This is a genomic window from Desulfovibrio sp. (assembly GCF_018379785.1).
Lineage (GTDB): Bacteria > Desulfobacterota > Desulfovibrionia > Desulfovibrionales > Desulfovibrionaceae > Desulfovibrio.
In genome coordinates this window covers 1-12,265 of record NZ_JAGZUV010000028.1, presented here as the reverse complement: position 1 = coordinate 12,265, position 12,265 = coordinate 1, and the positions used below count along the sequence as shown (strand labels likewise).

The following is a 12,265-nucleotide window of genomic DNA, read 5'->3' as shown; positions in this document are numbered from 1 at the left end:
TGCATTGCGCAATTCAATTTTCGTCGTCATCGCTGTCGTTATCGTGGCGGCGCTCGCCGTTTTGTTCGGGCTGTTCCGGACATCGGGCGTGGCCCCGCAGGCGGAGCGGACTCTTTCGCCCGAACAGATGAAAGCTCTGATTCCGCGCGGGCGTGAACTGGCTCTGGCCGGCGACTGCTTCGGCTGCCACTCGCTGCCGCAAGGGCCGATGGGCGCCGGAGGCCTGGCCATAGGGACGCCGTTCGGCACGCTGTATTCGACCAACATCACGCCGGACAAACAGTACGGCATCGGCAACTATACGCGCGCCGATTTTCATCGCGTGATGCGCGACGGCATCGCGCCGGGCAATCGCAATCTCTATCCGGCAATGCCCTTTGTCTTCACGCAGCTCACGACGCCTGACGACATTGACGCGCTTTACGCCTACAATATGAGCATTCCGGCTATGCCGGTCGCCAACAAGGCCAATACCGGCGCTTTTGTGCTGCCGGTGCGCCCGTTCATGAACTTCTGGACCCTGTTGAACTTTCCGGACCGCAAGCTGCCGCGGAACGAACAGCGCTCCGCCGCATGGAACCGGGGGGCCTATCTTGTCGAAGGGCTGGCGCATTGCGGCGCCTGCCATTCGCCGCGCAACTTCATGATGGGCCTCGAATTCTCCCGGGCCTTGCAGGGCGGCGAAGTGGACGGCGTGGCTGTTCCCGCTATTACCGCCGCGGCGCTTGCCAAGCACGGCTTCGACGTTCCCGCGCTGAGCGCCTATCTGGCCACCGGCATCGCTCCCCAAGGCACCGCGTTCGACGGGATGTACACCGTCACGCATTTCTCGACCGGCGCGATGGAACCGGAGGACGTCAAGGCGGTAGCCACCTATCTGCTCACCGCCAAGGACGGCCGGCATGAACGGCCAGGGCATCCCCAATGTCGGCCCGGCCATGAAGGGCAATGCGACGCTGGCCATGGACGACCCGCAGACGCTCATCAAAGCCGTTCTCAACGGCATTCCCACCCAGATCTTCAAGAACGGCGAGCGGATGTACGCCATGCCGCCCTTCGCGCACCGCATGAGCGACGCCGGGATCGCCGAACTCGTGACCTGGATCAGGGCGGAATGGGGCGGCCAAGCCGTGCCGGTGAGCGCCGGTCAGGTGAGCGCCCAGGAAACCGCGGTAAAATGAATACAATAACGGACGGCCCTGTCGCAAGGCATGCCTGTCTTCTTTTTATGACGCTTGCAGTCTGCGCCGCAAGCGGCTCCCGAATAGGAAAAAACCATGACTATTGATATTTCTCGACGCAATTTTATCAAACTTGGAACAGTTTTCGGCATTTCCGTCATGATCGGACGCTTGCCGGATGCCTATGCACTGGAAATAAATTCGGGCCCCGGCCCCACGGACTGGATGTCGCCGGACGGCAAGGTTCGCTACCGCTGGGATGCCGTGCGCAAGGTAGCCGGGCAGAAGGACTTCGCGCGGGACTTTCGCGCGCGGGATCTGCCCGGCTGGCCCAAGGAGCAGGCCCATGCCTTCTTCATCAAGGCGACGCGGGCCGACCGGACCTTTGAGGGTGTGGATCTGGGCCTGCTGGGGCCGGAGTTGCAGCCCGACCGTCTTGTCCTGCATGAAAACCTGGCCGGTGACGGCGTGACCATGCCGCAGGCCGAGGGTTTGGCCGCCGACTTTTACGGCAAAAACTTTCTGGTTCCCAAAGGGCAGACTCCGCCGCTGCTCGGCCACCCGGTGGCCCTGCTGATTTATCGTGACTTTGATACGTTCGAGGCGGCGAAGCGCAGACTGCGCTTTGCCGAAAATGTGGTGAAATACGGTGCCGCCACCGGCCCGAACACGCCGCCCAACTACGGCGCGGCACGTTATGTCCGCATCGGCGGCGACAGCCCGACAGCCTCATCCGTGTATTCGCCGATGCAGGACGCCGTCATTTGGGGCGCTTTCGACGGGAACAAGCCGGTCTGGCCGCCGGAAAGCCCGTCCGGACTTTTCGTGCCCGCCTCGGTGATGACGCGGCATCGCGGCGGCGGCGGCGTGCGCGACCCGCTCACGGTGGCGCGCGAAACCTATGAGCCGATGCGGCGCGGCATGAACGCGGCCGCGGACATCGAAAAGGCCATTGAAGCGGCGCGCAAGGATGAAAGCAAACTGGTGCTGGAGCGGCAGGGATTCTCGCAGTCAATCGACTCGTGCGCGCTGGAGGCGGACAACGGCAATGCCTGGTATGATGCCGAAACGCGCACCCTGCACCTGGTCGCGTCGGCGCAATCGCCGTATGAGGTCGCCCGCGTCGCGGCGCTGATGGTCAAGGACAACAAGCGCTTCCCGGTCAAGACGATCAAGCTGCTCACGGGCACCACCGTGGGGTACGGCGCCAAGGACCATTCCATCTTCCCGTTCTATGTCATCGCGGCGTGTTTCTATGGGAACGGCCTGCCGGTGCGGCTTGCCAACAACCGCTATGAGCAGTTTCAGCTCGGCATCAAGCGCCATTCCGTCGAAATGGACGTGACCATCGTGGCCGACCGCAAGAGCGGCAAGTTCGAGATCCTGAAGGGCTTCTACAATCTCAATGGCGGCGGCCGCGCCAATTTCTCCTTCTCGGTCGCGCAGGTGGCCGCCACCGCCGCGCAGTCCATCTATTATTTCCCGAAATCCGACCTGGCGGCCATCGCGCTGGCATCGCCCGCGGTGGAGGCGGGGTCCATGCGCGGCTACGGCACCCTTCAGGCCATGAGCATCACGGAGCTGATGGTCGATGAAGTCGCCGCCGAACTGGGCATTGACCAGATCGAACTGCGCCGCCGCAATGCGATGCAGGCCGGTTTCGAAAACACCCAGGGCGCTCAGCCGCTCGGCGAGCCGGGCAATATTGAAATGCTCGACATCGCGGCAAAGCATCCGTTGTGGGTGAACCGGCACAAAGCCAAGGCCGAGTTCGACAGGGCCAACCCCGGCAGGCTGTACGGCGTCGGCTTCGCGCAGGCGCAGAAGGATTACGGCACCGGCGCGGATACCACCGCGCTGGCGCTGGAGTTCGATGCCGACGGCAAGGTGCGGATGCGCCATTGCGTGCAGGAGATCGGCACCGGCGCGACCACCGCCCAGCAGGTCATCGTCCGTGACCTGCTGGGCAAGGCGCCCGATTCCGTCGAGTTCGGCGTTGCGGAATTCGCCGAACTGCCGATGGTCAGCAACTGGTCGCCCTACACCACGACGCAGAAAGAACAGGACGACCTGCAGAAGAATCCCTACTGGGTGCCGTTTATGCTGCCGGCCATGAGCGCCTCCAACAGCGCCTATTTCATCGGCTTCGGCACGCGGCAGGCGGCGAAGTTCCTGTTTGAAAACGCGCTGTGGCCGGCGGCGCGGGCCATCTGGAGCGAGGGCCCGGCCGGCGGGCAGATCTCCAGCGGCTTCATGACCGTGAATGACCTGCGCGTGGTCGAGGGCGGCATCGGCGGGGGCGGCATGGAAATCCTGCCGTTCGAGCGGGTCGCCAAAAAAGCCCACGAGCTGGGGCTGGTGACCGGGGTTGCCCTGCACTGCTTCAGCCGCTGGGAATGGACGACCGCGACATTCGATGTTCCGACCATCGGTTCCATCGAAGTGGCCGCCGACGTGCTCTCCGTGCGTTACGGCGACGGCGCCGCGCCGGAGCTCAAGCGGCGCATGACCAGCGGCGGCTATGACTTCATCAAGAGAAGCAGCGTGAAATTCCCTCCGGTTCAGCGCAATAACGCCGGTGTGACGACCTATGCGCCCGCTGCCTGCATCGTTGAGCTCAACGTCAATACCTTCACCGGCGAGATAGAAATCATGCGCCATCACAGCCTGCTCGGCACCGGCAGCATGATCGTGCCGGAGCTTGTATCCGGCCAGTTGCAGGGCGGTCTGGCCATGGGCATCGGGCATGCCCTGATGGAGGAATTGCCGCTCTACGAAGACGGGCCGGGCAACGGAACGTGGAACTTCAACCGGTACACGCTGCCTCGGGCCACGGATGTCGCGGTCTGGAATCAGACGGCCGATTATCTTGCGCCGGAATCCGAAACCGCGCCGCCCAAAGGAATCGGGGAAGTGGTGATGGTTCCGGTGGTCGCGGCCATCGGCAATGCCGTCACCCATGCCGTCGGCAAGCGTTTCTACCGGCTGCCCGTGACGCCGGAAAAGATCAAAAAGGCTCTGGGCTTGTAACGACGTATCGGACCCTCGCGGGTAAAGAGCCCGCGGAGCCGTCTGGCCCGCAACCAGGAAGCGGCCCTAAAGAAGTCCTGAACCCGGCCGGGTTCAGGACTTCTTTAGGGCAATGGAATGACGGGAGGCCCCGGAAGCGTCGGCGTAGTGTGCGCGTGGACGGTTTTAACCGGTTTTTTCCCGCAGCGAGCGCCACAGAAAGCGCCCCAGGCCCCAGAAGGTGCACAGCCAGCTCAGCACGGACACGTAGATGAACAGACGCGGCACCGCCATAAGCGAGGCCACGCCCAGGGCCTTGCTGCACATGATGGTGCAGGCCGTGAACATGCCCATGGGGAAGACCATGCTCCAGTAGCCGGGCGTGTAGACAAAGGGAAAGCGCCGCGCCGCGTGCCGCCAGAACCCGAGGATGAACAGCATGACCACCCACCAGGCCGCGAAGCCCCAGGCCATGAGGGTCATGCCCTTGAGAAAGGGCAGAACGGACTGGAGGAAGGGCGATTCCCCGGCGCGCAGGATGAGCTCGCTGCCCGCCAGGGTGGTGATGGCCACGGCCCCGGCGTTGACCCAGAAGGTCGGGTCCAGGGCCTCGGGAGCCAGCGGCTTGTAGCACAGCCGGTAGACGATGAGGGTGATGACGATGGCATAGAGCATGAAGCCCGTGCCGAAGAGCGCCGTGAGCAGGAGGAAGGCCGTCTCGTGGTCCCAGCTCGTGTGGTCGATGATCACGCAGCCGAGAATGACCAGGGCCTGGCAGCTCACGGTGTTCAGGAGCCACGCGCCGTTGATGCCCTTTTCAATGGGCGGTTTCCGGTCCGTGGTGAAAAGGGCCAGAAAGTCCGCCCAGATGAAGAAACACCACACGGCCAGGGCCAGCCAGAAGAGGCCGCAGGCCAGGTCATAGCGCCCCAGCAGCAGGGCGCACTGGTTCGCCAGCAGGCCCGTGCCCGCCACCATGGTCAGGTAGCCGGGGCCGCGCGCGTGATCGGCCATATCACCGAGGAAGTCCCGGGGATAAAACCCCAGGCGCAGGATGTACACCGCCCACAGGCAGCAGAACATGCCGATGTTTACATAGAAAAGCGCCAGCGCCCCGGCCTCCATGCCCAGCAGGTGCAGGGCAATGGACACGATGCCCGTGGCCATGACCATGCCGAAGTTGGCCGGGGCGGCGCCTCTGACCAGCGCAAGGGCCCTTGCCGTGAGCGGGCCGCCCATCACACCCCTCCCCAGCGGCGGCGATAGATGGTGAAGGGGAAGGTCGCATAGCTCAGCGGCACGCTGAAGATGTGCACCAGCCGGGTGAACGGCAGCAGGGCGAAGATGGTCAGGCCGCTCAGCACGTGCAGTTGCAGGAAGAGCGGCACGTGGATCATGCGGCCGGGCGCGGGCGCGAGCGTGAGAACGCCGCGCAGCCAGGGGCCGATGGTGGTGAAGGCGTCAAAGTGCGCCGCATAGGCCTGGTACATGCCCGTGGCGGCGTTGAAGCCGATGAGCAGGAGCACGATGATGTCCGTCCAGCGCGTGGTGAGGCGCACGGGCAGGCAGATTATCCGGCGCAGCAGCAGAATGCCCACGCCCAGCAGCACCATGGGCGCGATGAGCATGCCCGCCAGTCCGGCTATTTGGGCGTGGGCCCGGGCGGAGACGCCCACGGCGCGCAGGGCTTCGGGCGGCAGCACCAGGCCCACGATATGCCCGCCCAGAGAGAGCAGGATGCCGATGTGGAAGATGAGACTGCCGCAACGCAGCATCCGGCTCTCCAGGAACTGGCTGGAGCGGGCGTTCCACTCTTCCTGGGCATAGGTGTAGCGCAGCAGCAGGCCGCCGGTCAGCAGGGTCAGACAGATATAGGGATAGACCGCGAAAGCGGCGATGAACAGCTTCATGAGCGGAGTCATATGCATACCTCCCGGGGGGAAATGTTCCGCGCCGCACGGCTGCCGCCCCGGATTGCGGGATGGTCGGCGTCGGGGGATGCGGGATCGGGGGCGGCGTCGGGAGCGCACTCCCGCATGGCGTCGGCGGCGGCGCGCAGCATGGGCGCCCAAGGGCTGTTTTCCGCCGCGAGATGCGCGGCGATGCCCTGTGCCGCCGTGGCGAATTTTTCGCACAGGCAGGCGGCGGCCCAGGCCGGAGCCATTGCCAGGAATTCCAACACCAGCGGCAGATAGTCCGGCAGTTCCCCGCCGGAAGGCGTGCAGCCGCTGTCGCGGTACAGTTCCGTCAGCGCGGCCAGGGCGCGCCCCTGCAAGGGGGAGTCGCCGTAGGCGTGCGTGGTCAGATACAGGCAGGCGGCGCGGTTGAGATCAAAGGTCTGCACGAAGGCCGCCTGCAGATCCAGCAGCGGCGTGGCCGCCGCATGGTCCAGAAAGGCGACGGCCCAGGCGGGCGCGGGCTCCCGGCGCGCCTCGCGCGCCAGGGCGGCCAGCTCCTCGTCCGGGTAGCGCAGAAGCTGCGCCGCCCACAAGAAGGTTTCGGCGCGGGTCATGCGTGCACCCCCTTGAACTCCGGAGCCACGGGGTCGCGGTCCGGGTAGCCGGTGTGGCCCTTGAGAGCCTCCACATCCTCGCCGAGGGCATCCTCTCGCCGTACCGTGGGGATGACGAAACGGTCCTCATAGCGGGCCACGGCCAGCAGGCGGTACATGGCGGCGGCGCTTTCCGGGGTCATGCCCGCCGCTTCCAGCGCGTCGCCCGCGTCCGGGCCGCTGAAGGTCTTCTCCCGCATGAAGCGGCGCAGGGCCAGAATCTTGCGCAGGGCGGTCCGCACCGGGCCTTCCCGGCCGACGGTGAAGAGATTTGCCAGATAGCGCACGGGGATGCGCATGGCGTCCAGCTGCGTGTCGATGTCGATGTTCGTCTCATTGGTGAGCGGGCTGGCGGGCGGAATGTACCAGACCATGGGCAGGGTGCGGAATTCCGGATGCAGGGGCAGCGCCAGTTTCCAGTCGCTGATCAGCGTGTACGCGGGCGAGTTCCGGGCCGCCGTGAGAAACTGATGGGGGATGCCGTCCTTTTCCGCCTGCCGGATGACGGCGGGATCGTTGGGATCGAGAAAGACCCGCAACTGCGCCTCATAGAGGGCGGCCGGGTCGGGCGTGGCGGCCAGCTCATGCACGGCGTCGGCATCGTAGAGCATGACGCCGATGTAGCGGATGCGCCCGGTGCAGGACTGCGCGCAGAGTGTGGGCTGACCCGATTCCACGCGGGGATAACAGAAAATGCACTTCTGGGAGTGGTGGTTTTTCCAGTTGAAATACACCTTTTTGTATGGGCAGCCGGACATGCAGAAGCGCCAGGAGCGGCAGCGCGTCTGGTCCGTGAGCACAATGCCGTCCTCGTCCCGCTTATAAATGGCTCCAGAAGGGCAGGAGGCCACGCAGGCCGGGTTCAGGCAGTGCTCGCACAGGCGCGGCAGATGCAGCATGAACACCCGCTGGAATTGCAGCAGGGCCTGGGCGTCCAGGCCCGCGAAATCGGGGTCGTCCAGGCCGGTGACCTGGGTTCCGGCCAGGTCGTCGTCCCAGTTGGGGCCGGCCTGCGGGGTCATGGGACGGCCCGTGACGCTGGAATAGGCCCGGGCTATGGGCTGATGCTTCTGCTCCGGGGAGGTGGTCAGGTTCTGGTAGTCGTAGTTCCAGGGCTCGTAATACTGATCCATGCCCGGAAGGTTCGGATTGCCGAAAATCTGCGCGGCCTTGCGCAGCTTGCCTCCGGCCCTGAGGCGGAGTTTGCCGTTCTCCACTTCCCAGCCGCCCTTGTGGATGTCCTGATTCTCCCACAGGCGGGGATAGCCGATACCGGGCTTGGTTTCCACATTGTTGAACCACATATATTCGCTGCCCGGATCCGTGGTCCAGGCATTCTTGCAGGGGATGCTGCAGGTGTGGCAACCCAGACACTTGTCCAGGTTGAGCACCATGCTCATCTGCGCTTTAATCTTCATGGAATGTCACCTCCCCGGCCTTGCGCACCACGATGTATTCATCGCGCTGGCAACCCGTGGGTCCGTAGTAGTTGAAGGAATAGCTGAGCTGGCCGTAGCCGCCGATCATCTGCGTGGGCTTGATGAAGGGGCGCGTCAGGCTGTTGTGCGTGCCGCCGCGCTGGCCCGAAAGGGGCGAAAGCGGCGTGTCCACGTGACGTTCCTGGGCGTGGTAGATGAAGGCCCGGCCCCTGGGGATGCGGTAGCTCACCAGGGCTCGGCCCATGAACACGCCGTTGGCGTTGAAACATTCCAGCCATTCGTTGTCCGCAATGCCCGCCTGGGCGGCGTCCTCGTCGTTGAGCCAGATTTCGCCGCCGCCGCGCGAGAGCGTGCGCATGATCAGGTTGTCTGAGTAGGTGGAGTGAATGGACCACTTGCTGTGCGGGGTCAGCAGGTTGAGCACCAGGTCCGTGTCCTTGCGGGGAACGGCGTCCCCGGTCACCTCGCCCAGGGCCGCCAGGGGCAGGGGCGGGCGGAACACGGGCAGGCTTTCGCCCAGGCCGCGCATCCACTGGTGGTCCAGATAGAAGTGCTGGCGGCCCGACAGGGTATGGAAGGGCAGCAGCCGCTGCACGTTCTGGGCAAAGCTGGTGTAGGTCACCTGTTCGCCCTTGAGGCCGCTCCAGTTGGGGCTGTTCAGCGCCCGTCCCGGCCGCGCCGTGATGGATTCAAAAGTATGGTCGATGCCCTCGGAGGGCGCGGAGATGTCCTTGAGGGACAGGCCGGTGCGTTTTTCCACGCTGGTCCAGGAGCGCACCGAGACGGTGCCGTTGGATTCCGGCGAGAGGCAGAGAATGGCGTCGCAGGCGGCGCGGTCCGTGTCCAGACGGGGCATGCCCTTGCTGACGCCTTCCTCCCGCACCGTGCCCAGGCGGGCCTTGAGCAGGTCATGTTCGACCGCTCCGGACCACTTGGCCCCCTTGACGCCCATGCCTTCCGGCCGCCGGATGTTGGGGCCGAGGGAGGTGTACATCTTGAGCACGTCGGCATAGCGGCGCTCCACCACATACAGGCCGGGCATGGTCTTGCCGGGCACGGGTTCCACCTCGCCCGTGCGCCAGTCGCGCACCTGGCCCAGGGGCTGGGCGATCTCGCCGGGGCTGTCGTGCAGCAGGGGCGTGGCGACCAGGTCCTTGCGCGTGCCCAAATGCTTTTCCGCCAGCCGGGAGAAGACCTCGGCCACGGTACGGAACTGCTCCCAGTTGTTGCGGGCTTCCCACGGCGGGTCGGCCGCCGGGGTAAAGGGATGGATGAAGGGGTGCATGTCCGTGGAGGACAGATCGTTGATTTCATACCAGTGAGCCGCGGGCAGCACCATGTCGGCATAGACGCAGGACGTGCTCATGCGGAATTCCGACACCACCATGAGGTCCAGCTTGCCCTGTTCCATGGGCGGATCACATTGGAATTCGCTCGGCTGCACCGGGGATTCCCCGCCGCGCACGGCGTTTTCCGTGCCCAGAAGGTGGCGCAGGAAGTACTCGTGCCCCTTGACGTTGGAGCCCAGCGGGTTGGTGCGCCAGAAACACATGATGCGCGGCACGTTGTCTTCGTGCGAAGGAGCCTCGACGGCCATGCGCAGGTCGCCGGACTTCAGGCGCGCCACGGCGTGCTTGATGATTTCCTCGTCGCTGGCCGCGCCGTCGGCTTCAGCCTTGCGGCAGATCTCCAGGGAATTTTCCTGGAACTGCGGATAAAACGGCAGCCAGCCCAGGCGCGCGGCCACGGCGTTGCAGTCCGCCGGGTGGTCGGGCAGAGCGCCTTCCCGGCCGGGCGGGCACATGCGTCCCATGTTCAGCAGTTCGTAGCGCCAGGCGTCAATGGCGAAATAATAGAAGGAGGTGCCGTTCTGGAGGCGCGGCGGTCCGGTCCAGTCCCCGGCCATGGTCACCGTGGTCCAGCCGGAGAGCGGGCGCACCTTTTCCTGGCCCACATAATGGGCCCAGCCGCCGCCGTTGACGCCCTGGCAGCCGCAGAGCGTGGTCAGGGAAAGAATGCTGCGGTAAATGACGTCGTTGTTGTACCAGTGGTTGATGCCCGCGCCCATGACGATCATGGAGCGGCCGTTCGTGGCGGCGGCATTGCCCGCGAAACCGCGGGCCACCTGGATGACCTGTTCGCGCGGCACGCCGGTGAGCGCTTCCTGCCAGGCCGGGGTGCCGTTGACCCCGGCGTCGTCGTAATCGCGGGCCACGTCGCCGCCGTGCCCCCGGTCCACGCCCAGGCTTCCGGCCAGCAGCTCAAAGACCGTGGTCACGCGGCGCGGGCCCTCGGCCGTCCGCAAGGTGATGTACGGCACGGGACGCAGTTTGACGGAGGGCTTTCCCGCGTCGAAAACCGGAAAGGCCGCCATGGTCCACTGGGCTCCGGGGGCTTCTTCCATACGCAGCAGCGGCGTCAGTTCGGCCTCGTCGGCCTCGTCGCGCATGTGCAGATTCCAACGGCCGTCCTCGCCGTAGCGCGCGCCCACGCTGCCCATGGGCACGGCCGGGCCGTTGCGCGTGACGTCGTAGACCACGGTTTTCCATTCCGGATTGTTGCCCTCGCGCCCGATGTCCGAAGCGCGCACAAAACGGCCGGGAGTATGCTGATTGTCCGCGCCGTCCAGGAGGACAAGGCAGGGCAGGTCGGTGAAGCGCCGGGCGTAATCCTCGAAATAGGGAACGCGGCGGTCCAGGAAGTATTCCTTGAACACCACGTGGGTCATGGCCATGCCCAGGGCCGCGTCCGTGCCGGGCTTCACTGTGAGCCAGTGGTCCGCGAACTTGGTGAAGTCCGCATAGTCCGGCGACACGGCGGCGATTTTCGTGCCCCGGTAGCGGGCCTCGGTAAAGAAATGGGCGTCGGGCGTGCGCGTCTGGGGCAGGTTGGAGCCCCAGGCGATGATATAGCCCGCGTTGTACCAGTCCGCGCTTTCGGGCACGTCGGTCTGTTCGCCCCAGATCTGCGGCGAGGCCGGGGGCAGGTCGCAGTACCAGTCGTAAAAGCTGATCATGCTGCCGCCGATGAGGCTGAAAAAGCGCGCGCCCGAGGCGAAGCTGACCATAGACATGGCGGGCAGGGGCGTGAAGCCGAAGATGCGGTCCGGCCCGTAGCGGCGGATGGTGTGCACCATGGAGGCGGCAAACATCTCGGCGGCCTCGTCCCAGGTCCAGCGCACAAAACCGCCCTTGCCGCGCGCGCGTTGGTAGGCCCCCCGTTTCACGGGGTCGTTGACAATGGAAGCCCAGGCCTCCACCGGGTCGCCGTGCTCTTGCAGCGCCGCGCGCCAGAACTCAAGCAGCTTGCCCCGGATGAGCGGGTGGCGCACCCGCAGCGGGCTGTATACGTACCATGAGGCCGAGGTGCCGCGCGGGCAGCCGCGGGGTTCGTAATCGGGGAAATCCGGATGCGGCGTGGGATAATCGGTTTTCTGGGCTTCCCAGACGATGATGCCGTCCTTGACGAACACGTCAAAGGAGCAGGAGCCGGTGCAGTTGACGCCGTGGGTGGAGCGGGCCACTTTGTCGTACTGCCAGCGGCGGCGGTAATAATCTTCCCAGGAGCGGCCGCCCCGGCGTTCGCTGTATTCGGAACTGGAGAATGACTCGCCTCCCATTTCGCTGAGGCGTTCTTTGAAGTATCGGAGCTTGGGGAATAGCGTAGGACGCATAAATCCTCCTGCGGAGAATCGAGCTGTAGTTGGTGTATATGCGCCACGGTCTGAAAACAGGGGACGTTGCGGAACGGCTGAAACCGGCGGAAGCCGGCAAAGACAGGCCCTGGCGACAAAGCTTGCGGCTTGTTTCATCACCGGGTGACCAACTGATCTCTGTTTTGTATAGGGACTATAAAAAGAGAGAGGGACTAAGGCCGGACGTTGGAACGGAAGGTGGGGGGAATCCGCGAAACAAGGCTGGCAAGCGTACTTGTTGTTTTCATACGATTTTTGCATGCACGCTGTCAATGACAAGCGGGAGTTCGTCCAGGGCAGACGCATCTAATTCCAGCCTTTGTAGACCTCTTATTTGCCGTGATAATCCGTCAAAACCAGCCTTTTATGCGCTGGCTGCGTCATCTGGCGC

The 12,265-nt window shown here is 64.8% G+C and carries 8 protein-coding genes; 2 read left to right on the top strand and 6 right to left on the bottom strand.

Annotation, left to right across the window (positions count from 1 at the left end; translation table 11 throughout):
- Positions 1-13 precede the first annotated feature (13 nt).
- Positions 14-904 carry a hypothetical protein gene (locus KH208_RS15530; protein ID WP_367114949.1) on the bottom strand — a complete coding sequence of 297 codons (891 nt, stop codon included), beginning with the start codon at positions 902-904 and terminating at the stop codon, positions 14-16.
- Between KH208_RS15530 and KH208_RS15525 the strand changes: the two genes are divergently transcribed.
- Together KH208_RS15525 and KH208_RS07745 are read left to right on the top strand one after the other, a co-directional pair.
- Complete coding sequence (locus tag KH208_RS15525) at positions 903-1,181, top strand: cytochrome c (RefSeq protein ID WP_367114948.1); 279 nt, start codon at positions 903-905, stop codon at positions 1,179-1,181. The two genes, KH208_RS15530 and KH208_RS15525, sit on opposite strands and share 2 nt — an antisense overlap.
- Before the next feature lie 96 nt (positions 1,182-1,277).
- A complete protein-coding gene (locus tag KH208_RS07745) occupies positions 1,278-4,211 on the top strand; it encodes a molybdopterin cofactor-binding domain-containing protein (RefSeq protein ID WP_291435251.1) in 2,934 nt (977 codons plus the stop codon).
- 165 nt (positions 4,212-4,376) lie between these two features.
- Here the strand turns inward: KH208_RS07745 and KH208_RS07740 are convergent, their stop codons facing one another.
- The 5 genes from KH208_RS07740 to KH208_RS07720 are packed head-to-tail and all read right to left on the bottom strand — an operon-like array spanning position 4,377 to position 11,853.
- On the bottom strand, positions 4,377-5,429 hold the full coding sequence (locus KH208_RS07740) for a tellurite resistance/C4-dicarboxylate transporter family protein (protein WP_291435249.1): 1,053 nt from the start codon (positions 5,427-5,429) through the stop codon (positions 4,377-4,379).
- Entirely contained in the window at positions 5,429-6,112 is a 684-nt protein-coding gene (gene narI, locus KH208_RS07735; protein ID WP_291435247.1) for a respiratory nitrate reductase subunit gamma, read from the bottom strand. Before narI ends, KH208_RS07740 begins: the two co-directional genes overlap by 1 nt.
- Complete coding sequence (gene narJ, locus KH208_RS07730) at positions 6,109-6,702, bottom strand: nitrate reductase molybdenum cofactor assembly chaperone (protein WP_291435245.1); 594 nt, start codon at positions 6,700-6,702, stop codon at positions 6,109-6,111. The genes narI and narJ overlap by 4 nt, the downstream gene beginning before the upstream one ends.
- Entirely contained in the window at positions 6,699-8,159 is a 1,461-nt protein-coding gene (narH, locus tag KH208_RS07725; RefSeq protein ID WP_291435243.1) for a nitrate reductase subunit beta, read from the bottom strand. The genes narJ and narH overlap by 4 nt, the downstream gene beginning before the upstream one ends.
- Entirely contained in the window at positions 8,149-11,853 is a 3,705-nt protein-coding gene (locus tag KH208_RS07720; RefSeq protein WP_291435242.1) for a nitrate reductase subunit alpha, read from the bottom strand. Before KH208_RS07720 ends, narH begins: the two co-directional genes overlap by 11 nt.
- Positions 11,854-12,265: the final 412 nt, after the last annotated feature.

Bases quoted from the DNA above. Each gene is read 5' to 3' on its own strand.
- KH208_RS15530 (WP_367114949.1), bottom strand. From the start codon at position 904: ATGCCGGCCGTCCTTGGCGGTGAGCAGATAGGTGGCTACCGCCTTGAC.
- KH208_RS07745 (WP_291435251.1), top strand. From the start codon at position 1,278: ATGACTATTGATATTTCTCGACGCAATTTTATCAAACTTGGAACAGTT.
- narH (WP_291435243.1), bottom strand. From the start codon at position 8,159: ATGAAGATTAAAGCGCAGATGAGCATGGTGCTCAACCTGGACAAGTGT.
- narI (WP_291435247.1), bottom strand. From the start codon at position 6,112: ATGACTCCGCTCATGAAGCTGTTCATCGCCGCTTTCGCGGTCTATCCC.
- KH208_RS07720 (WP_291435242.1), bottom strand. From the start codon at position 11,853: ATGCGTCCTACGCTATTCCCCAAGCTCCGATACTTCAAAGAACGCCTC.
- KH208_RS15525 (WP_367114948.1), top strand. From the start codon at position 903: ATGAACGGCCAGGGCATCCCCAATGTCGGCCCGGCCATGAAGGGCAAT.
- narJ (WP_291435245.1), bottom strand. From the start codon at position 6,702: ATGACCCGCGCCGAAACCTTCTTGTGGGCGGCGCAGCTTCTGCGCTAC.
- KH208_RS07740 (WP_291435249.1), bottom strand. From the start codon at position 5,429: ATGGGCGGCCCGCTCACGGCAAGGGCCCTTGCGCTGGTCAGAGGCGCC.